The organism is Staphylococcus sp. HMSC069D12 (genome assembly GCF_001810405.1).
GTDB lineage: Bacteria > Bacillota > Bacilli > Staphylococcales > Staphylococcaceae > Staphylococcus > Staphylococcus haemolyticus.
In genome coordinates, this window is the sequence record NZ_KV801122.1 from 27,012 (window position 1) to 47,411 (window position 20,400).

Annotated in this window: 21 protein-coding genes, 2 pseudogenes and 1 other annotated feature; of the genes and pseudogenes, 12 read left to right on the forward strand and 11 right to left on the reverse strand. The window is 34.4% G+C overall.

All coding sequences use genetic code 11. The features are described 5' to 3' along the window. Window positions 1–229: 229 nt before the first annotated feature. Window positions 230–463 (forward strand): hypothetical protein, encoded by a 234-nt coding sequence (locus HMPREF2737_RS09845; protein WP_037551789.1) that lies wholly within the window; start codon window positions 230–232, stop codon window positions 461–463. Between the two features lie 57 nt (window positions 464–520). Here HMPREF2737_RS09845 and HMPREF2737_RS09850 read toward each other — a convergent pair whose 3' ends face one another. Further along, complete coding sequence (locus HMPREF2737_RS09850; protein ID WP_011276862.1) at window positions 521–769, reverse strand: GlsB/YeaQ/YmgE family stress response membrane protein; 249 nt, start codon at window positions 767–769, stop codon at window positions 521–523. A 177-nt stretch (window positions 770–946) separates the two neighbouring features. Beyond that, a complete protein-coding gene (locus tag HMPREF2737_RS09855) occupies window positions 947–1,696 on the reverse strand; it encodes an amidohydrolase family protein (RefSeq protein WP_037551790.1) in 750 nt (249 codons plus the stop codon). Between the two features lie 215 nt (window positions 1,697–1,911). Here HMPREF2737_RS09855 and HMPREF2737_RS09860 point away from each other — a divergent pair, with 215 nt between their 5' ends. Beyond that, a complete protein-coding gene (locus tag HMPREF2737_RS09860) occupies window positions 1,912–2,169 on the forward strand; it encodes a hypothetical protein (protein ID WP_011276864.1) in 258 nt (85 codons plus the stop codon). Window positions 2,170–2,372: 203 nt separating this feature from the next. Beyond that, window positions 2,373–3,443 carry an Ltp family lipoprotein gene (locus tag HMPREF2737_RS09865; protein WP_052071618.1) on the forward strand — a complete coding sequence of 357 codons (1,071 nt, stop codon included), beginning with the start codon at window positions 2,373–2,375 and terminating at the stop codon, window positions 3,441–3,443. Window positions 3,444–3,661: 218 nt separating this feature from the next. Here the strand turns inward: HMPREF2737_RS09865 and rpsR are convergent, their stop codons facing one another. From rpsR to rpsF, 3 genes are read right to left on the reverse strand one after another with little or no spacing between them, the layout of a single operon-like run. Continuing rightward, window positions 3,662–3,904: a 30S ribosomal protein S18 gene (rpsR, locus tag HMPREF2737_RS09870; RefSeq protein ID WP_002447994.1), complete on the reverse strand. Its 243-nt coding sequence runs from the start codon at window positions 3,902–3,904 to the stop codon at window positions 3,662–3,664. Between the two features lie 47 nt (window positions 3,905–3,951). Further along, window positions 3,952–4,464 (reverse strand): single-stranded DNA-binding protein, encoded by a 513-nt coding sequence (gene ssb / locus HMPREF2737_RS09875; RefSeq protein ID WP_011276866.1) that lies wholly within the window; start codon window positions 4,462–4,464, stop codon window positions 3,952–3,954. 21 nt (window positions 4,465–4,485) lie between these two features. Further along, window positions 4,486–4,782 carry a 30S ribosomal protein S6 gene (rpsF, locus tag HMPREF2737_RS09880; protein WP_011276867.1) on the reverse strand — a complete coding sequence of 99 codons (297 nt, stop codon included), beginning with the start codon at window positions 4,780–4,782 and terminating at the stop codon, window positions 4,486–4,488. 290 nt (window positions 4,783–5,072) lie between these two features. Here rpsF and HMPREF2737_RS09885 point away from each other — a divergent pair, with 290 nt between their 5' ends. Continuing rightward, window positions 5,073–5,879, forward strand: a complete 807-nt coding sequence (locus HMPREF2737_RS09885) for a glycoside hydrolase family 25 protein (RefSeq protein ID WP_037551792.1) — start codon at window positions 5,073–5,075, stop codon at window positions 5,877–5,879. 65 nt (window positions 5,880–5,944) lie between these two features. Further along, entirely contained in the window at window positions 5,945–6,136 is a 192-nt protein-coding gene (locus tag HMPREF2737_RS09890) for a hypothetical protein (protein WP_011276869.1), read from the forward strand. Window positions 6,137–6,277: 141 nt separating this feature from the next. On the opposite strand, the gene ychF is transcribed toward HMPREF2737_RS09890, so the two are convergent. From ychF to HMPREF2737_RS09910, 4 genes are all read right to left on the reverse strand, one after another. Next, entirely contained in the window at window positions 6,278–7,375 is a 1,098-nt protein-coding gene (ychF, locus tag HMPREF2737_RS09895) for a redox-regulated ATPase YchF (protein WP_037551793.1), read from the reverse strand. An 11-nt stretch (window positions 7,376–7,386) separates the two neighbouring features. Next, complete coding sequence (locus tag HMPREF2737_RS09900; protein WP_011276871.1) at window positions 7,387–7,590, reverse strand: DUF951 domain-containing protein; 204 nt, start codon at window positions 7,588–7,590, stop codon at window positions 7,387–7,389. 21 nt (window positions 7,591–7,611) lie between these two features. Beyond that, window positions 7,612–8,493, reverse strand: coding sequence for a mechanosensitive ion channel family protein (locus HMPREF2737_RS09905; RefSeq protein ID WP_037551795.1), 882 nt, complete (start codon window positions 8,491–8,493; stop codon window positions 7,612–7,614). A 180-nt stretch (window positions 8,494–8,673) separates the two neighbouring features. Then, on the reverse strand, window positions 8,674–9,504 hold the full coding sequence (locus HMPREF2737_RS09910) for a ParB/RepB/Spo0J family partition protein (RefSeq protein ID WP_037551797.1): 831 nt from the start codon (window positions 9,502–9,504) through the stop codon (window positions 8,674–8,676). A gap of 330 nt (window positions 9,505–9,834) precedes the next feature. Continuing rightward, window positions 9,835–10,242: a binding site (T-box leader), on the forward strand. A gap of 70 nt (window positions 10,243–10,312) precedes the next feature. Between HMPREF2737_RS09910 and HMPREF2737_RS09915 the strand changes: the two genes are divergently transcribed. From HMPREF2737_RS09915 to HMPREF2737_RS09935, 5 genes are all read left to right on the forward strand, one after another. Next, on the forward strand, window positions 10,313–11,416 hold the full coding sequence (locus tag HMPREF2737_RS09915; RefSeq protein WP_037551799.1) for a PLP-dependent transferase: 1,104 nt from the start codon (window positions 10,313–10,315) through the stop codon (window positions 11,414–11,416). Beyond that, the gene (metC, locus tag HMPREF2737_RS09920; RefSeq protein WP_037551802.1) at window positions 11,413–12,588 is read left to right on the forward strand and encodes a cystathionine beta-lyase MetC; all 1,176 of its coding nucleotides are present in this window, start codon (window positions 11,413–11,415) and stop codon (window positions 12,586–12,588) included. Before HMPREF2737_RS09915 ends, metC begins: the two co-directional genes overlap by 4 nt. After that, the gene (locus HMPREF2737_RS09925; RefSeq protein WP_037551804.1) at window positions 12,542–14,380 is read left to right on the forward strand and encodes a bifunctional homocysteine S-methyltransferase/methylenetetrahydrofolate reductase; all 1,839 of its coding nucleotides are present in this window, start codon (window positions 12,542–12,544) and stop codon (window positions 14,378–14,380) included. Before metC ends, HMPREF2737_RS09925 begins: the two co-directional genes overlap by 47 nt. Continuing rightward, window positions 14,377–16,626: a 5-methyltetrahydropteroyltriglutamate--homocysteine S-methyltransferase gene (metE, locus tag HMPREF2737_RS09930; protein WP_037551806.1), complete on the forward strand. Its 2,250-nt coding sequence runs from the start codon at window positions 14,377–14,379 to the stop codon at window positions 16,624–16,626. The genes HMPREF2737_RS09925 and metE overlap by 4 nt, the downstream gene beginning before the upstream one ends. Window positions 16,627–16,781: 155 nt before the next feature. After that, window positions 16,782–17,525, forward strand: a complete 744-nt coding sequence (locus HMPREF2737_RS09935) for a cyclase family protein (protein ID WP_037551807.1) — start codon at window positions 16,782–16,784, stop codon at window positions 17,523–17,525. A gap of 115 nt (window positions 17,526–17,640) precedes the next feature. Here HMPREF2737_RS09935 and HMPREF2737_RS09940 read toward each other — a convergent pair whose 3' ends face one another. After that, window positions 17,641–18,414 (reverse strand): inositol monophosphatase family protein, encoded by a 774-nt coding sequence (locus HMPREF2737_RS09940; RefSeq protein WP_037551809.1) that lies wholly within the window; start codon window positions 18,412–18,414, stop codon window positions 17,641–17,643. Window positions 18,415–18,672: 258 nt separating this feature from the next. Between HMPREF2737_RS09940 and HMPREF2737_RS09945 the strand changes: the two genes are divergently transcribed. Further along, the gene (locus tag HMPREF2737_RS09945; protein ID WP_037551811.1) at window positions 18,673–19,140 is read left to right on the forward strand and encodes a bacillithiol transferase BstA; all 468 of its coding nucleotides are present in this window, start codon (window positions 18,673–18,675) and stop codon (window positions 19,138–19,140) included. Between the two features lie 36 nt (window positions 19,141–19,176). Next, a pseudogene (locus HMPREF2737_RS09950) lies at window positions 19,177–19,564 on the forward strand (VOC family protein). Between the two features lie 64 nt (window positions 19,565–19,628). Here the strand turns inward: HMPREF2737_RS09950 and HMPREF2737_RS11640 are convergent. Next, window positions 19,629–20,234, reverse strand: a pseudogene (locus HMPREF2737_RS11640) (GNAT family N-acetyltransferase). Between the last annotated feature and the right edge of the window lie 166 nt (window positions 20,235–20,400).

A 20,400-nucleotide genomic window follows, 5' to 3' on the forward strand; every position in this document is an offset into this window, starting at 1 on the left:
ATAATAACTACAAAGTCTTTTATATTCATGAACATAATACTCCTGGGTGACGCCTTAACCCGACGTCACCCTCTTTTTATGCCCAATTTTAGCTACTTTTAAAATATACCCCCCTCAAAAAGATAAGTGAAATGATAATCATTAACATTTAAGTAAAATTACTGTCATCATGCATTTTTACATGCTACATTATAACTAAGTAATCACACTTATTGGAGGGGAATCAATAATGGAATTACTAGGTTATAAAATGGTAAACGACGAACTCATGGCAACTGTTAAATCGGACCACGGACATATATTTAGGTATTCATTTAATATTGAAACGCCTGAGTATGAAATTCTGGAAGTATTAGAAGAAGTTAATAAGCACGTTGATAATGGTAGACATCCACTAGGATGTGAGATTATAAAGAACTATGATTTTGAAGATATTCATAACCATCAGGCTTTAATTAATTAAAATTTCATTAAACTAAAAAAGAGAGCTACTATTAAAGTAGCTCTCTTAATATTGCTATTATTTTCTAAGTGCTTTTAAAATTAAAGAAACAACGAAAATAACAATAATTGCACCGATTAGTGCTGGAATGATTGGTACGCCACCCCATACAGGTCCCCAAGTACCTAACAATTTACTACCTACAGCTGAACCGATTAAACCAGCGATGATGTTACCGATGATACCACCTGGGATATCTTTACCCATGATCATACCGGCAACCCAGCCGATTAATCCTCCGACTATTAACATAACAATAAAGCCCATATTCAGAACTCTCCTTACATCTTCTATTTTTGTATACTTCTTATATATACCACGCATCAATATGAATAAACATTAGCATATAATTTTATTATATTTTTATTTAAACTTATATCAAATCTCATTATAAAAATTATGGATAATTTATATATTCGTTTTCCACTACTACAAATTCGATTTTCATTCTGAAATTCTGTAAAATTTTAATGCATTTTTATAAAAGATCTTCTCTTGTGTCTCTTCATCAAAATGCTTTTGAATTAACTCAATATCTTGTTCACTAAAAGGGCGCTTTGCTCGCGTGGAAGGTAAATCTGTACCAAACATAATGGCATCAGGATTAATGTCAATCAGTTCCTTAATGACTGCAATAGGCTCAACTTCTATACGTCCAAATCCTGTTGCTTTAACATAAACACCTTGTTTGACTAATGCTTTTAAATCTTCAAAACCCTCTACGGTCAAGCCAAGATGATCGATTGATACTTTAGGTAACGAACTTATAATTTCTTTATAGTCTTTTAATTGTTTGGATTCAATATATATTTCAGAATGCCAGCCAACTAAATCATAGACTCTTTGTGCAAACGTCTTAATAAGCGCTATATCTTCAGACCCACCACGTTTAACATTAAATCGAATACCTCTAACTCCTTCATCATGTAATCGAAGAATTTCATCATCAGATGTAGATGCAGGTAGCTGCGTTATCCCAACAAATTGACCCTGAAGTTGATTTAAAGCTGATATTAAATAATCTTGGTCAAATCCTTGAAATGACCCTGATACAATTGCGCCACCAACAACATTTAATTGCTGAGTATGATTTAAATAGTCATTAACCTTAAATGATGGAGGCATATAGCCGTTATTTTCCTTCACCGGAAAATCATAATCAATGATATGAAAATGCGAATCAAATAGTTTCATTATAAATTTCCCCTACATTTATATTTCTTGAAATAAAGATAACATAATTAATATTTATCAGCTAAAAGACTTGATAATTATTGTGAACAAGACTAGTATAGTTAAATAACTTAGGTTGTATATAAAAGACTCAAATTATTTACTTATAATTAAAGAATTGGAAAGTAAGTAAAAACAATTTAAATTCAAACTTGTTTTTTAGGAGGTTATATTTCATGAGTTCACATACACTTTTTAATTTAAGAACTAAACGAAATCTTGAAATTAACGAATTAACAGAATTAATTAATAAAAAATATGGTACACATTATGAACCCCATCAATTATGGGAATGGGAAAATCATCAACATGAACCTAAGTTTAAAGATGCAATGATTCTCGCAGACTTCTTTGACACACCTTATCAAATGTTAGTCGAAAGTAAATACAAAGAATATCAACAGCAAATTGACGATATCGATATTCGTTTATAATTTCTATTAAATGCCTGTCATACTATATATTTAGTGTATGACAGGCTTTTTTATCATAATTTTCTTTTTAAATAAAATTAATTGCGATATAATGACTTGAATTTAAATTAATGTCACAAAATAAATTTTATAGCTATTGTATGTAAATTTTAATTTATGTATGATTGTAATTAGTGTTAACCAACTACAAGGAGGATATTTTAATGGCATTTAATGAAGAGCCACCAAATAATACCAATTCATCCCAAGAACAATCACAAGAAAACAATATACATAATCAAGATAAAAATGAAAATGTGAGTAATAATGAAAGTACTCAAAACGATGATTTCAATAGTTCTAATAAAGGGAAATATTGGCTTATTGGATGCGGCGCCGGTTGTGGCTGTCTAGTTATTTTAATTATATTAATACTAGCAGCTTGTGTGATTTTTATGAAAGTCTCAGACTCAATTTCATCAAGTGATAGTGAAAATGCAACACATGAATCCAAACAAGAAGGTAACTCTCGTAAAGCTGGCGGGAATGATAAAGAAGAAGCTTTGCAACGTGCTGAAACTTATGCTAAATCGATGTACATGTCTAAAAAAGGTATCTATAACCAATTGACTTCTAGTAGTGGTGATAAATTTAATTCTAGTACAGCTAAATATGCCGTTAATCATTTAAAAGATGTAGATTATAAGGAAAATGCGTTAAAAACTGCAGAAGAAAGTAGTGATAACTTACATTTTTCGAAAAAAGAACTAACTGATTATCTTAAAAATGATGAAAATTCAGGTCAATTTACTAGTGAACAAGTAGATTATGCGATGAAGCATGCAAAAATTGACTATAAAGAAAATGCGTTAGAAACAGCAAAACATATCAGTGACCAATCTTATTCTTCAAAATCGCAACTTGAAGACGAACTTACGTCTAAGGATGGGCGTCAATTTACGAAAGATGAAGCAGATTACGCAATGAAACATTTGAAGACGGATTTTAAAAAGAATGCATTAAAAAATGCCCAACGATATATGCAAGACTCTATCGAATCAAAAAGTGAACTTTATAATAAGTTAGTAGAATACGACGATTTCACAGAAGATGAAGCAAAATATGCTGCCGATAATGTAAAAGTAGACTACAAAGAGAATGCACTAGAAAGAGCCAAATCTTTATCTAAGAATGGCGATACTTCTAAATCAGATATTAAGGATATGTTGTCTTCTAAAGATGGTTTCAAATTCACTGAAGAAGAAGCACAATATGCCGTTGATCATTTAAAATAATGATTTAATGACAATAAAATATTAGTATTTATAATATTAAATCCCCTTCAAGCTAAATTATCAATTTAGTATTGGTGGGGATTTTTTTGTGTAGTACTACTAAGTGCTTTATGTAAAATTATTATTATATCCCTTTTCTATCCTTTCCCTAAAATTCAAAGCACAAAAAAATAACCCCATAAGCCTTAAGCCTACGGGGTTTAACCAATACCTATATATTAGTTTTCGTCTTTAACATATGGTAATAAAGCCATATGACGAGCACGTTTGATAGCTGTAGTCAACATACGTTGATATTTAGCTGAAGTACCAGTTACACGACGTGGTAAAATTTTACCGCGTTCTGAGATAAAACGTTTTAATAATTCAGTGTCTTTATAGTCAATGTGTGTAATACCATTTGCTGTGAAATAGCATACTTTTTTACGACGACGTCCGCCTCTTCTTGGTCCACCTGCCATGGTTAATTACCTCCTTTGGAATATTTTTTTATACGTTCATTTTGTTATTAGAATGGTAAGTCATCATCACTAATATCAATCGGTCCGTTTGCGTTTGCAAATGGATTATCAGATTGTTTATTGTTTGATGAATTATTGTTATTGTAAGACGTATTTTGTCCTGATTGTTGACCACCAAATCCTTGACCGTAGTCTTGGAAATCATTGTTATTACTTTGATTACGTTGGCCACCTTGAGCATTTTTAGGTTCAAGGAATTGAACACTATCTGCTACAACTTCAGTAACAAAGATACGACGACCTTCTTGATTTTCATAACTGCGTGATTGTATGCGACCATCAACGCCAGCTAGACTACCTTTGAATAAATAATTATTCACATTCTCTGCTTGTCTTCTAAATACAACAACATTGATGAAGTCAGCTTCGCGTTCCCCTTGAGCATTCGTGAAAGTACGATTAACTGCTAGAGTAAATGTCGCTACACTTACGCCTGAGGGAGTGGTTCTGTATTCTGGATCTTTAGTTAAACGACCTACTAATACAACTCTGTTTATCATTAAAACGCCCCCATTAATTTATTACTTATCTTGATCTTCACGGATAACGATATAACGGATGATATCGTCACTGATTTTAGCTAAACGTTGGAATTCGTCTGTAGCTCTGTTGTTATCAGTTTTAATGCGTACGATGTTATAGAAACCTTCTTTGAAATCTTCAATTTCATAAGCAAGACGGCGTTTACCCCAGTCTTTTTCTTCTAAAACTTCTGATCCTTCTGAAGCTAAGATACCGTTGAAGCGTTCAACAACTGCTTTTTTAGCATCTTCTTCAATGTTTGGACGTACGACATACATAATTTCATATGTTCTCATTTTATACTTGCACCTCCTTGTGGTCTATGCGGCCTATCGAATACTAACGATAAGCAAGGAATAATTTTCATTACTCACAATCAAGGATTATAGCACAGAGTATTACTTTTTACAATATATTTTATTCAGCATCTGTACCGCTAATTTACATTGTTCATAACCTTATTTTTCTACATATGTATCGTGTCAATTATAAAGTTGAGAATCATTAGTTTTTGTACTAACATCACAACTGCATTTTGCATATTAATATTATTTTAAAAAAATAAAATATCTAAAGGAGAGCTCAAATGTTCAAGAAAACAACATCATCTATTGCATGTTTAACTATTATGGCAACTTCTATAGGTGCGTTAAATGCAAACGCTTCTGAACAGACTGAAGGTAGCCAAAAAGGAACGATGGGGTATGGATATCAAAAATATCTAAAAAATCATCCCAATGAACAAAACAACGCTACTAGTAACCGTTCAACCTTTTCAACAAAATCTAAAGCAATCACAACACAAAATGGTGATCGTGTGTTAGATATTTCAGAATGGCAAGGAAACTTAACGGATGCACAAGTTAAACAACTAAAGCAAGATTATGATTTCATCATTATCAGAGGTCAATATGGTTCAGAATATGTTGATCAATGTTTGGAGAATAATTCAGCTTTATTAGATAAAAATAATATGAAATTCGGCGTCTATTCATATAGCCTGTATGAAAATGCTGATGATGCTCGAAATGAAGCTCAAACGCTTTATAGTCGTGCACCTAAAGCTTCATTCTATGTAAATGATTTTGAACAAAATTCAATCACTTCTGGTGATGCTGACACTGCTACAAAAGCTTGGGCTGATGAAATGAAACAACTTGCAGGGAATAAAAAAGTATTATTTTATTCTTATGAGAACTTTATGACCAACAACGTTCCGAATGCTGTAAGTGCCTATGATGGTTATTGGTTAGCAGCTTATCAAACGCAAGAACCTAATAGAGAGAAAGTTTTATGGCAATACACAGATAGTTACTATGCCCCTGAGCTAAACCAAAACGTTGATGCGAATTACTTAGATGCGAATGTTACTGCTGATTGGTTTACTAGTTAAAAAATTTATACATAGCACTTTATTTTTACGAACACTTGTTCTATAATATAGTCGAGGTGTAAAACATGCAATTAGATTTAGATTGGAATAAAGATTTTCAAGAATTTCAAGAAGTCTTAAATTGCGGTATCAATCCAGAATGGTTATATTGTGCGAAAGCCAATATGATTCTAGAACCTGCTTACACTGGAGAAGGTAAACAGTTTTTTAGCACCAAAGATATTATTGAAGCTAGTAAAGTTATACCGTTCTTTTAAGATATAATGAAATAAACAATATAAAAAAGCAATGTAAGTCTCCTGTCACTCAAGCCAAGCGAAACTTACATTGCTTTTTATTTTTTTATCAAATATTTAATTTTTACTATGCATATCGCTATAAATAATTAGATGTGATTATTAAACGTTAAATCTAAAGTGTACGATATCGCCATCTTGCATAATGTATTCTTTACCTTCTAAACGTTGTTTACCCGCTTCTTTAGCACCTTGTTCGCCACCATGCTCAACATAGTCATCATAACTTGTCACTTCGGCACGGATAAATCCACGTTCAAAGTCAGTGTGAATAATACCTGCACATTGTGGTGCTGTCATACCTTGTTTGAATGTCCAAGCACGCACTTCTTGTACACCTGCAGTAAAGTATGTTGATAAACCCAATAAATCATATGTTGTTCTGATAAGTACGTCTAGTCCTGGTTCCTCAATGCCTAAATCTTCTAAGAACATTTCTCTATCTTCGTCATCTAATGTAGCGATTTCTTCTTCGATTTTTGCACTAATAACGATAACTTCAGAATCTTCTTTCGTTGCATATTCTCGAATTGCTTTTACTTTATCGTTATCTTCATCACCAATCTCGTCTTCTCCAACATTGGCAATATATAACATTTTCTTAGACGTTAGTAATTGTGCTTGGTTAACGTATCTTTGATCTTCTTCATTGAAGTCTAAGCTACGTACAGGATCACCATTTTCAAGTGCTTCTTTGATTCTAGACAGAATTCTCATTTCCATTTCAGCAGTTTTATCTTTTTGACGCGCCATTTTTTCAATACGAGGCAAACGTTTCTCAACAGATTCTAAGTCTGCTAATACTAATTCCATATTAATAACTTCAATATCATCTAAAGGATTTACGCGTCCTGATACGTGCGTTACATTTTCATCATCAAATGCACGTACAACTTGGCAAATTGCATCTACTTCACGAATATGTGAAAGGAATTTGTTTCCTAATCCTTCACCTTTAGAAGCACCTTTTACAATACCTGCAATATCAGTAAACTCAAAAGTTGTAGGAATAGTTTTTTTAGGTTCAACCATTTCTGTTAATTTATTTAAACGTGAATCTGGTACCTCTACGATACCTACGTTTGGATCAATTGTTGCGAATGGATAGTTAGCGGCTAACGCTCCCGCTTTAGTTATTGCATTAAATAAGGTAGATTTACCTACGTTCGGTAATCCTACGATTCCTGCTGTTAAAGCCATTAATCATTCTCCTAACCTTCAGTATCTTGATTTGATACTAATATTTTCTTTAATTTTTTATTGAACGTTTGACGTGGAATCATAATACTTCGTTGGCAATTCTCACATTTGATGCGAATATCAGCACCCATACGAATAATTTTAAATCGATTAGTTCCACATGCATGTTGCTTTTTCATCTCTACTATATCATTTATTCCATAATTTGACGTCATGAAATTACCCCTCAATAATAATTAAGATTTTCCTTGTTGATTATTATTTTTAATATAAATTGGTTGTGGTAATTTAATACCTTCTTGAACAAATACTCTTTGAATTTCTTTACGTAATATTCTTGAGCCGGATGCACCTTCACCTGGAATGGTTTCAGCAGATATTCTAAACGTTACTTTAGTTTCATCCAACGAATCAATACCTTCTACGACTGGATCAGTGATAAATAAGTAATATTTGCTGCGCATTGCAGTAAATAGTTTATTTAGACGCTTTTCTACCTTGTCTAAGTTTTCTTCTACAGATACCGGAATTTCTACTATAGAGAAACCATTGGTAATAGAGAAATTAGTAATTTCTCCCATACTACCATTTGGTAAAATCGTTAATTCACCAGTGATTGTGTTAATTCGCGTTGATCTTAAGCCAATAGATTTTACTGTTCCTTCTGCTACTGTTGTACCACCGCTATTGATTTTAACATAGTCCCCAACATCAAATTGATTTTCAAATATAATAAAGAAACCAGTTATGATATCTTTAACAATCGTTTGAGCACCGAAACCAACCGCTAAACCGACGACACCGGCACTAGCGATGATACCTTCAACACTAATTCCAAATTTACTTAAGATAGTAGTAATCACAATGAACCAAATAATGTAGCTCACTACGTTTTGCACAAGAGAAATAAGCGTTCGAGAACGTTTCTTATTGCCTTTGCTACTGCGATTTTGAATTTTAAATGCTTGTTCAATTACTTTGTTTAATATTGCTATGACGATAAGTGCAACAATAATATATATGATAATTAATGCTATTTTAATAGCTAAATTTTCATATGTTTCTATTTTAGTTAACGGTTCAAATAATGAAGACAATACATTTTTGACCTGATTCATGTAATAGTAACCTCCCTATTCAACTTTTTTATAATTAAATTATTATACTCATTTATTGCGCAATATGTATCCGTCTTAAGCTTTATTTTATTACTTATTTCCTTGGCAAAGCCTAAGATGTAACACATCTTAACTCACTCTTTCATAGAATATCACTCTATCAATACGATTGATTACGTATCATACTTCGTCATTGAGTTTTTGAATGAGTCGTTTAAATTCTTCTTCTGTTTTGAATTCAAATGTTATTTTACCTATATTCTTGCTAGTTGAAATGTCTACTTTAGACCCAAACTTTTCTTTCAGTCGACGTTCTTGCTTTTGAATGAATTTAGGTTTTATTTGCGTTGTTGCTTTGCTTTTTTTATACTGCCCACCGTCTTGTAATTCATTTACAACCTGTTCAAGATATCTAACACTCCAATTTTCACGTATGGCTTGTTGACTTATCTTTTTCATCATAGTGACATCTTTAATGCCTAACAACGTGCGTCCATGTGCACTAGATAACGCACCTTCTTTGACTTGATTCGAAATGTCTTTGGGTAAATTTAGCAATCTTAGCATATTTGCGATATATGGTCGTGATTTGCCTAGTCGTTCCGCTACTTTTTGTTGTGTTAATCCTAAATCATTCATGAGGCGCTGGTAACTTTCAGCTTCTTCAATGGCATTGAGATCTTCTCTTTGTAAATTCTCGATAATTGCTAATTCCATCATGTCAGAATCGGACAATTCTTTAATAATGGCAGGTATCTCGGTTAACCCTGCTAATTGAGATGCTCTTAATCGTCTTTCGCCAACTACTATATAGTAGCCCTGTACAGTCTGACGCAATACAATGGGCTGTAATACACCATGAGTTTGTATTGACGTTGCTAAATCACTCAATCTATCATCGTCAAATGTTTTACGAGGTTGATATGGATTAGCTTTAATTTTAGAAAGATCAATTTTTTGAATTTGTTCATTTTGACTTATCGCCAATCGCTCATCTTGCTTATGACTCACTATTTTCACCTCTCTAAGCCATTATTGATATCGTATTTGAAGCATTATCTAAGAACTAGTCTTTTACAATCACAACAAACTTACTTTTACACTATAAATTCAATGGCGCGCATTTTTTAGTACTTATTTATTTTAAAAAATATAGAATAGGTTTAACAAGTAAATTAAACAAATGTAATGAAAAAATTAAATTTTTTTATATACAATTATCGCTATGCTATCAATACTTAAAGCGTTTTCTGAATTACCTTTATAATTTTAATTTTCAGAAAAGTTGTTGACAAATGTAATTTAGGTCTGTAAGCTATGAATTAACTTAAAAAACACAAATTACACACTGTAATAAGGAAAGTAGAACTTACACTGCTAATACAGAGAGTCTCCAAAGCTGAGAAGAGACATTGAAAGAAAGTTTGAAAATGGCCTTTGAGTGTTGATGCCAATACGAGGTGTCAACGGGTTCGCCCGTTATAGCGATACAGTATTAACATTTATTGTTTAATGGCGTACTGGAATTCTAGACGTCGCTAATCATCGTTAATACTCATTTACTTATAATCAAGTTAAATGAGTTTTTTAATGTGTCCCTTTCATTCGACTAAAGCGTTACATAACGATTAAATTAGCGTCCACTATCTCAGTACACTTTTATTCATAAAATGGCGTACTGTTTGAGGTTACTTTAGCAATAAAGTAATAAATAAAGGTGGTACCGCGAAACAGGCTTTCGTCCTTTACATCCGATGCATATCGGGTTTAAAGGACGGAAGCTTTTTTTATTAGACAAAAAATGAATGGAGGATTTGACATGAAAGATACTCAATTAGCACAAATATCATTAACTAAAGATATTACTGGCGCAATAGCCAATCCTATCTATTTGTCTACTGCATATCAGCATCCTCACCTTGGTCAGTCAACAGGCTATGACTATACAAGAACAAAGAATCCAACACGTTCTGCATTTGAAGAATCCTTTGCGAAATTAGAAGGAGGCATTGCTTCATTTGCCACTTCAAGTGGCATGGCTGCAGTACAACTCATATGTAACTTGTTTCAACCAGGTGATGAAATATTAGTCGCTTTCGACTTATATGGTGGTACATTTAGATTATTTGACTTTTATGAAAAACAATATGGTATCAAATTTAAATATGTTGATTTCCTAAATTATGAAGAAGTTGTTAACGCTATTACGACCAATACAAAAGCACTTTTCATAGAACCTATTTCGAATCCACAAATGATCGAAATTGACGTTGAACCTTATTACATCTTAAGTCAACAGCATGATCTATTAACAATTATCGACAACACATTTTTAACACCTTATTTATCCACGCCTTTAGAAGACGGTGCAGACATTGTACTCCATTCAGCAACTAAATATATTGGCGGTCACAATGATGTATTGGCTGGGGTTGTATCTGTTAAAGATGAATCATTAGCTGAGCAACTTGGGCAATTGCATAACATGATTGGAGCAACATTGTCTCCTATCGATAGTTATTTATTACAACGTGGCTTAAAAACATTACATTTACGTATTGAACGGTCAGAAGCAAACACTAAGAAGTTAGCCGAGCGATGTAAAGTTTCTAGTGCTATAGACGAAGTGCTATACAGTGGTAAAACGGGCATGCTGAGTTTACGTCTAAATAAAGACTTTAGCGTTGCTAAATTTTTGGAAAATTTAGAAATCTGTATCTTTGCAGAAAGTCTAGGTGGAACAGAAACATTCATTACTTTCCCATACACACAAACGCATGTCGATATGCCGGATGAAGAAAAAGATAAACGTGGCATAGATGAACACCTTATACGCTTATCTATTGGTATTGAAGATTATAACGACATTGAGTCAGATATTTTACGAGCATTGGAGAATTCTAAAGTAGGAGTGATTTCATGAGCTTATCAAAAGAAACCGAAGTTATTTTTGATGAACACAGAGGTGTAGATTACGATTCAGCTAACCCACCACTTTATGACTCTTCAACATTTCATCAAAAAGTGCTTGGTGGCAATACAAAATTTGATTATGCCAGAAGTGGCAATCCAAACCGCCAACTTCTTGAAGAGAAATTAGCGAAACTTGAAGGAGGACAATATGCATTTGCGTACGCCTCAGGTATCGCAGCAATTTCAGCTGTATTACTAACATTAAAAGCAAATGATCACGTCATTCTTCCTGATGATGTATACGGTGGCACATTCAGACTTACAGAACAAATTTTAAATCGCTTTGATATTCAATTTACGACTGTTAATGCTACACAACCTGAAGAAATTGAGCGTGCGATTCAGCCGAATACCAAACTCATCTACGTAGAAACACCATCCAATCCTTGTTTCAAAATTACAGATATACGTGCAGTAGCAGCGATTGCTAAACGTCATCACTTACTTTTAGCAGTAGATAACACATTTATGACACCGTTGGGTCAATCACCACTTTCACTTGGCGCTGATATTGTGGTTCATTCAGCTACTAAATTTTTAGGTGGCCACAGCGATATTATCGCAGGCGCTGCCATTACAAATCGTAAAGACGTCGCTGATGCATTATATCTTTTACAGAATGGTACGGGCACTGCATTGTCAACACATGATAGTTGGACATTAGCCAAACACTTAAAAACATTACCTGTGCGGTTTAAACAATCAACATCAAATGCGGAGAAACTTGTAGCATTTTTAAAAGAAAGAGAAGAAATTGCCGAAGTATATTATCCAGGAAACAGTTCATTACACTTATCACAGGCAAATAGCGGTGGTGCCGTGATTGGATTCCGATTAAAAGATGAAACGAAAGCACAAGACTTTGTAGATGCTTTAACTTTACCCCTAGTTTCAGTAAGTCTTGGGGGTGTAGAAACGATATTATCTCATCCAGCCACAATGTCACATGCTGCTGTTCCTGAAGATGTTCGAAATGAACGTGGCATTACTTTTGGCTTATTCCGATTAAGCGTAGGTCTAGAACAACCTCAAGAATTAATTGCTGACCTCAACTACGCATTAAAGGAGGCTTTCAATGAGTCGATTATTGAATCAATTACAGAACAACGTTTTAGTAGCTGACGGTGCAATGGGAACAATTCTCTATTCAGAGGGTTTAGATACATGTCCAGAAGCTTATAACTTAACACATCCAGAAAAAGTAGAGTCTATACATCGTTCTTATATAGAGGCCGGTGCCGATATTATCCAGACCAACACGTATGGTGCTAACTTTGAAAAGCTAAGACGCTTTGGCTTGGAACATAAAGTAAAGGACATTCATAAGGCAGCTGTAGCCATCGCAAAACGTGCCGCACGACCTGATACTTTCATACTTGGCACAGTAGGTGGTTTCAGAAGTTTACAGCAAGAGGAATTGCCTTTGTCCACCATTCAGTATCACGCTGAAAATCAAATCGATACACTCGTTGAAGAAGGTGTTGATGGGTTATTGTTCGAAACTTACTACGACTTAGAAGAACTGACAAATATTGTTACAACAACACGTCGAAAGTACGATATCCCTATCATTGCGCAATTGACCGCTTCAAATACGAATTACTTAGTCGATGGCACTGAAATCAATAAAGCTTTACAGCAACTAGTTGCCTGTGGCGCCAATGCTGTTGGATTAAATTGCCATCACGGTCCACACCATATGCAACGCTCATTTTCACATATTGAGTTACCAGAAACGGCTTACTTATCATGCTATCCAAACGCAAGTTTACTGGATATTGAGAATAGCGAATTTAAGTATAGCGATAACGCACAATATTTCGGAGATGTCGCACAAGAACTTATTAATGAGGGTGTGAGATTAATTGGAGGATGTTGTGGCACAACACCACAACACATTGCGTATATCAAATCATCTGTAAAAGATTTAAAGCCTGTTAAAAATAAAAACGTCATTCCGATTAATCGTCAGACAAATCGAGCAGTCACACATACTTATAAACATAATTTAACAACAAAAGTTAAAAACAGACCAACAGTTATTGTCGAACTTGATACACCTAAACATTTAGATACAGATCTCTTCTTTGAGAATATTGGCAAACTTGACGAAGCGAACATTGATGCTGTTACCCTCGCTGACAATTCACTTGCTACTGTTCGTGTTAGCAATATCGCTGCAGCGAGCATCATACGCCAACGTTATAACATTGAACCCCTCGTGCATATTACATGTCGAGATCGTAATTTGATTGGCTTGCAATCACACTTACTTGGCTTATCGCTTATTGGCGTTAATGAAATTTTAGCGATTACAGGTGACCCTTCAAAAGTAGGCCACCTACCCGGTGCCACGAATGTCTATGACGTAAATTCAAAAGGATTAACCGAATTAGCATTAAGATTCAATCAAGGTATTAATACTGATGGTGATGCGCTGAAGAAACATACAAACTTCAACATCGCTGGTGCATTTGACCCTAATGTACGCAAACTTGACGGTGCAGTAAAACGCCTTGAGAAAAAAGTAGCTGCCGGTATGAATTACTTCATTACACAACCAGTGTATAGCAAAGAAAAAATTAAAGAAGTATATGAGGCGACGAAACACCTTAATGTCCCTCTATTTATAGGTATCATGCCTATCGCAAGCTATAACAATGCACTTTTCCTACATAACGAAGTGCCTGGTATTAAAATGTCTGAAGACGTATTAAGCCAATTTAAAGCAGTAAAAGATGATAAAGAAAAAACAAAAGCATTAAGTTTGAGACTTTCTAAAGAATTGATTGATACAGTGCATGAGTATTTCAATGGTTTATACATTATCACACCATTCCAACGTATCGATTATTCATTAGAACTCGCAGCATATTCCAAAGCAATTACCCAAAACAAGGAGGCAATATCATGACAACAATTACAACTTCAAATTTAGGATTCCCAAGATTAGGTAGAAAAAGAGAATGGAAAAAAGCCATCGAGAGCTATTGGGCTAAAAAAATCGATAAAGCAGAATTAGATCAAAAGTTAAGTGACCTACATAGAGAAAATTTACTATTACAAAAAAATTATAATTTAGACAGTGTACCTGTTGGTGACTTCTCATTGTATGATCATATTCTCGATACATCATTATTATTCAACATCATCCCTGAACGTTTCCAAGGTCGCGAAGTTAACGATGATTTATTATTCGATATTGCACGCGGTAATAAAGAACATGTCGCGAGTGCACTCATTAAATGGTTCAACACGAATTACCACTATATTGTTCCTGAATGGGATAATGTTGAACCTAAAGTGAACCACAACATTTTATTAGATCGCTTTAACTATGCGAAATCTCTTAACGTTAACGCTCACCCTGTGATTGTAGGTCCTATTACGTTTGTAAAATTATCTAAAGGTGGACATCAATCATTCGAAGAGAAAGTTCAAACACTATTACCTTTATATAAAGAAGTGCTTCAATCATTAATTGACGCTGGTGCAGCTTATATCCAAGTTGATGAACCAGTATTAGTTACTGATGAAAGCGAAACTTATGAAGCTATTACTAGAGAAGCTTATGACTACTTTGATAAAGCAGGTTTAGCTGACAAATTAGTCATTCAAACTTACTTCGAACGTGCCAATGTTAAATTCTTAAGTTCATTACCAGTTGGTGGTTTAGGATTAGACTTTGTACACGACAACGGTTATAACTTAAAACAAATTGAATCAGGTGACTTCGATTCATCTAAAACATTATATGCAGGTATTATTGATGGCCGTAACGTGTGGGCTGCAGATATCGAAGCTAAGAAAAAATTAATCGAAACGTTACAAGGACACGCAAAACATATCGTTATCCAACCTTCATCATCTTTATTACATGTTCCAGTATCATTAGATGATGAAACTTTAGAGCAATCTATCGAAGAAGGTTTAAGTTTCGCCACTGAAAAGTTAGACGAATTAGACGCGCTACGTCGACTATTCAATCAGAATGACAGCGCAAAATATGACGAATTGAAAGCACGTTATGAACGTTTCCAAAGTCAATCATTCAAAAATCTAGAATACGACTTCGATAGTGTACCGACAAGCCGTAAGTCACCTTTCCCTGAGCGTAAAAAAGCACAAGACGCACGCTTACACTTACCTGACTTACCAACAACTACAATCGGTTCATTCCCTCAAACACAAGAAGTACGTAAATATCGTGCCGATTGGAAAAACAAACGTATCTCTGATGAAGCCTATAATAACTTCTTAGAAAGTGAAATTGCACGTTGGATTAAAATCCAAGAAGATATCGGTTTAGATGTATTAGTGCACGGTGAATTCGAACGTAATGATATGGTTGAATTCTTTGGAGAAAAACTTCAAGGTTTCTTAGTAACAAAATTTGGATGGGTACAATCATATGGTTCACGCGCAGTTAAACCACCGGTAATTTACGGAGATGTAAAATGGACTGAACCACTAACAGTCAAAGAAACTGTATATGCGCAAAGTTTAACTGACAAACCAGTGAAAGGTATGCTTACTGGCCCTGTAACTATCTTAAATTGGTCATTCGAACGCGTAGATGTACCACGTAAAGTCGTTCAAGACCAAATCGCTTTAGCCATTGACGAAGAAGTATTAGCGCTAGAAGAAGCGGGTATAAAAGTAATCCAGGTAGATGAACCAGCTTTACGTGAAGGTTTACCATTACGTTCTGAATACCATGAACAATATCTTGCAGATGCAGTAAATTCATTCAAATTAGCAACATCTTCAGTACAAGATGAAACGCAAATTCATACGCATATGTGTTATTCTCAATTTGGTCAAATCATCCATGCTATCCATGAATTAGATGCTGATGTTATCTCAATTGAAACATCACGTAGCCATGGTGATTTAATCAAAGATTTTGAAGATATTAACTACGATTTAGGTATTGGCTTAGGTGTTTATGATATTCATAGTCCACGTATCCCTACAGAAGATGAAATCGCTACAGCGATTGATCGTTCTTTACAACAAATTGATCGTTCACTATTCTGGGTTAACCCAGACTGTGGCTTAAAAACACGTAAAGAAGATGAAGTAAAAGACGCTCTTACTGTACTTGTAAATACAGTTCGTAAAAAACGTGAATCAAATAATCAAAATAAACCCGCGTAGGGAGGGAGCAGTACAGAAATCACTTGTGATTTCGTAGTACTGTCCCGGCACAGCTGACTAGAACTGAAGCGAGCTTTTCCTAAAGCGATGAGTCAGTTCAGTCAGCCACTGCCAAAATCAATATAGAATAACAATTACAATTGGAGGTATTGAACATGCCAAACTATCCATTATGGGATCAACTAAATCAACTGAAAGAAGCTGAATGGGTTGATTTAACACATACCTTTGACCCTGAAATACCTCGATTTAGTGAATTTGAAAAAGGTGAAGTTTCGACTCTTTTCACAGTCAAAGAGCACGGCTTTTACGTGCAACGTTGGAATATCGTCACTCAATATGGTACACACATCGATGCACCTATTCACTTTGTAGAGAATAAACGTTACTTAGAAGAGCTAGAATTGAAAGAGTTAGTATTGCCTCTTATCGTCTTAGACTTTTCAAAAGAAGCTGCAGAAAATGCTGATTTTATCGTCACACGTGACCATTTAGAGCAATGGGAAGCTAAAAACGGATGTATTGAAGAAGGCACGTTTGTAGCATTACGTACTGACTGGTCGAAACGTTGGCCAGATATTGAACAATTTGAAAATAAAGATTCTGATGGTAATCAACATTTACCGGGTTGGGGCTTAGATGCCTTGAAGTTCTTAGTCGAAGAACGTGGCGTAAAATCAATTGGCCACGAAACATTCGACACAGATGCGTCGGTAGATACCGTTAAAAATGGTGACATCGTTGGAGAACGTTACATTCTTGGACAAGATACGTTCCAGCTTGAATTGTTAACGAATTTAGACCAATTGCCAACGCGTGGTGCGGTCATTTATGCCATTAGTCCGAAACCGAAAGACGCACCTGGGTTCCCAGTACGTGCATTTGCGATTAAACCTTAAATAATGACACTTGAAGGCTTGATAACGAGCGATCAAAGCCAAACCTTTCCTAATATTATATAAAATCCTGTCACATCACCCATTACATTCTAGTATCGGGATGTGGCAGGATATTTTATTGATACGTTTTTATAATATTAATGATGTCTTCGTGAATATCCGGATGCGCGATAATCGCACCTTTAACATGATTTAAATCGATAGAGTTGCCTTGAATATCTGTTACAACTAACCCCAACTCTTTCGCATATAATATTTGTGCACTCATATCCCACAGGTTTGCTCCCATATCAATACTTGCACCGAAATCACCAGTGATTGTACGCAATGCACCAATGCCACCAGCGCCAATAAATCGAAAACCATGCGCATGTGAAATCAACGCTTTGAGTAATTCAGAACTCGCACGTTTCGGATCAATAGAAATCAAAGCATCGTTGAGATGATGATACTTGTCTACATGAAGTGGCACGCCATTAATCGTCACACCTTGACCTTGAACAGCTTTATATAATTTCTGTTGATAAAATTCATATGTATAGGCTAGTAAAGGCTCGCCATCGTAGAATAAACTTACAATTAAACAATAATCCTTACCTTGCTTAACAAGATTGGTTGTTCCATCAATAGGATCTATCGCCCAAGCATAACCACGATACATATCTACTTCACTGTTACTTTTTTCCTCACCCATAATCTGGTGTTCTGGATAATTTGCTTTAATAAGTTGAGTGAAATCCGCTTGAACTTCTTTGTCAATATTCGTCACTAAATCTAAGTCATGCTTTTTAGTTTCAACAGCCACATCTTGTAACATCACATCTACTTTTTTAGCAATATGCACTATCCATGTTTCAATACGATGGTCAATATCTTGAATGACATACACGCCCTTCTCACCTCTTACTTTCAGTTTAATAATTGCTTTTTTAATTTTAAAAAATTATCCTTTTTCAACTATACCTAAGATTCGTTAACCTATTAAGTTCTTGTATGAAGTTTATATGTTTTTTCTAATAAAATATCTATTAAATACTCTGCCATTTAATCATTTTCTTTAATAACACTATCTTACCACTAGATTGACAAGAATGTTTAACGGGTAAATATTCAGTAGTTAATTTTTAAAGAATGTGGGGGAGATTAAATGAGTGATAAAACAGTTTATGATGTTATTGATACAGGTGTGAATTATCTATTATCAGTTTATGATAATTGGAACGTTGAGAAAGTATTAGATAAAGAGAATGATGTTTTTCCAAATACTTTACATTGGCAATTTGGACATGTTTTAACTATCTTCGATTCTGCTTTATCAATGGGTTCTCAAAATGCCGTTGATATTGAAACGTATACTAAATTATTTGGTTATGGTTCTAGTCCTGAAAACTGGGAGGAACAAGACATACCATCAATTGAATCGATTAAAGAGGACTTAAAAACAATTCCAGATCGTGCTCGTCAACTTACTGATGAACAACTATCACAAGAACTTGAACAACCGATTGCTGGCTGCAAAACACTTAACGAATTATTAGTGTTAAATGCCATTCACGTCCCACTACATGCAGGCAAAATTGAAGAAATGGCTCGTGTGCTTAAACAGGCCAAGTAATCCAAGTTTCATAATAAATACTTTAAGGGGATAAATATGAATATTATTGCGAATAGTATCTTTGTAGATAATCAAGAAGAAGCTTTACAATTTTTATACAGACATTTTAGGTTTTGAAAAGAAAATAGATGAACCTGTAGGCGAAGGATTTAGATGGCTTACTTTAGTATCTCCGAATCAACCAGATGGTGCTCAATTGATCTTAGAACCAAATGGCAACCCTATTGCAAGTGATTATCAACAACGTCTATTCGAAGCCAACATACCTATTACGATGTTCGGCGTAGAAAATGTACAACAAACCTATGATGCATTAACGCAAAAAGGTGTTCACTTTACCGTTGAACCGACTACAATGGGTAGTGCTAAAATGGCCATTTTCAACGATACTTGCGGTAATTTAATTCAAATAGTAGAACAATAAAGAATGAAACGCTTAACATAGTTTATTACTACAAACTGTTAAGCGTTTTTTTATAAGCTTCTACTTACCACTCTTCTTTAACATCCCCATATTCTTCTCTTAATAGACTATACACATAACTATCTGAGAACGCTCCACGTAGACGTTCACTATCTCTCAACACGCCCTCTTGCGTAAAACCAAGTCGCTCAGGTATGGCCCTGCTTTTCGGATTGCGCGTCGACATTTGAATTTCCACACGATTTACATCAAATTCTTCGTACACATAGCGAATCAACGCCTTTGTGCATGCTGTCATAATCCCTTTTTTCTGAAAGTGCTCTGCCAAATAGTAACCGATAGACGTTCGTTTGTTAACAAGATCTAAATAATGCAAGCCGATGACTCCTACAAGTTCCTTGTCATACCATCATATGCCGCAATGAAATCCATATCCGCATCAGTGCGGTTTTTAAATACAACTCCTCATTTCTTATTCGCGTGTAAACTGTTGCAATAGTGAATAGATAAAATTTACTATCTTCAACCTTCTTTATTTATTCAGCAAAAGGTAGAAATTCTGATAGATACTTACGATTACTATCTATTAATTTAAATAGTTATTCTGCTTCACTTCTCGTTCTTCAAATATTTTTAATTTCAAAAGTTCATTAATTTGATATCCAAATATAATTAGAATCTCCTATATTTTTAAAACATGAAAGAAATTATAACCAAAGCAACATATTACACAATTCAAAGGTATAAACTTATTACATGTTTGTAAAATTTTAAACTTATTCATTATTTTTTTAACTATATATGTTAAGCTTTTATACATCTACTTTATTAAATTT

What these genes read in the sequence shown, in the direction of transcription:
- HMPREF2737_RS09845 (WP_037551789.1), top strand. Translation starts at nt 230, where the DNA reads ATGGAATTACTAGGTTATAAAATGGTAAACGACGAACTCATGGCAACT.
- HMPREF2737_RS09850 (WP_011276862.1), bottom strand. Translation starts at nt 769, where the DNA reads ATGGGCTTTATTGTTATGTTAATAGTCGGAGGATTAATCGGCTGGGTT.
- HMPREF2737_RS09855 (WP_037551790.1), bottom strand. Translation starts at nt 1,696, where the DNA reads ATGAAACTATTTGATTCGCATTTTCATATCATTGATTATGATTTTCCG.
- HMPREF2737_RS09860 (WP_011276864.1), top strand. Translation starts at nt 1,912, where the DNA reads ATGAGTTCACATACACTTTTTAATTTAAGAACTAAACGAAATCTTGAA.
- HMPREF2737_RS09865 (WP_052071618.1), top strand. Translation starts at nt 2,373, where the DNA reads ATGGCATTTAATGAAGAGCCACCAAATAATACCAATTCATCCCAAGAA.
- rpsR (WP_002447994.1), bottom strand. Translation starts at nt 3,904, where the DNA reads ATGGCAGGTGGACCAAGAAGAGGCGGACGTCGTCGTAAAAAAGTATGC.
- ssb (WP_011276866.1), bottom strand. Translation starts at nt 4,464, where the DNA reads ATGATAAACAGAGTTGTATTAGTAGGTCGTTTAACTAAAGATCCAGAA.
- rpsF (WP_011276867.1), bottom strand. Translation starts at nt 4,782, where the DNA reads ATGAGAACATATGAAATTATGTATGTCGTACGTCCAAACATTGAAGAA.
- HMPREF2737_RS09885 (WP_037551792.1), top strand. Translation starts at nt 5,073, where the DNA reads ATGTTCAAGAAAACAACATCATCTATTGCATGTTTAACTATTATGGCA.
- HMPREF2737_RS09890 (WP_011276869.1), top strand. Translation starts at nt 5,945, where the DNA reads ATGCAATTAGATTTAGATTGGAATAAAGATTTTCAAGAATTTCAAGAA.
- ychF (WP_037551793.1), bottom strand. Translation starts at nt 7,375, where the DNA reads ATGGCTTTAACAGCAGGAATCGTAGGATTACCGAACGTAGGTAAATCT.
- HMPREF2737_RS09900 (WP_011276871.1), bottom strand. Translation starts at nt 7,590, where the DNA reads ATGACGTCAAATTATGGAATAAATGATATAGTAGAGATGAAAAAGCAA.
- HMPREF2737_RS09905 (WP_037551795.1), bottom strand. Translation starts at nt 8,493, where the DNA reads ATGAATCAGGTCAAAAATGTATTGTCTTCATTATTTGAACCGTTAACT.
- HMPREF2737_RS09915 (WP_037551799.1), top strand. Translation starts at nt 10,313, where the DNA reads ATGAAAGATACTCAATTAGCACAAATATCATTAACTAAAGATATTACT.
- metC (WP_037551802.1), top strand. Translation starts at nt 11,413, where the DNA reads ATGAGCTTATCAAAAGAAACCGAAGTTATTTTTGATGAACACAGAGGT.
- HMPREF2737_RS09925 (WP_037551804.1), top strand. Translation starts at nt 12,542, where the DNA reads ATGAGTCGATTATTGAATCAATTACAGAACAACGTTTTAGTAGCTGAC.
- metE (WP_037551806.1), top strand. Translation starts at nt 14,377, where the DNA reads ATGACAACAATTACAACTTCAAATTTAGGATTCCCAAGATTAGGTAGA.
- HMPREF2737_RS09935 (WP_037551807.1), top strand. Translation starts at nt 16,782, where the DNA reads ATGCCAAACTATCCATTATGGGATCAACTAAATCAACTGAAAGAAGCT.
- HMPREF2737_RS09945 (WP_037551811.1), top strand. Translation starts at nt 18,673, where the DNA reads ATGAGTGATAAAACAGTTTATGATGTTATTGATACAGGTGTGAATTAT.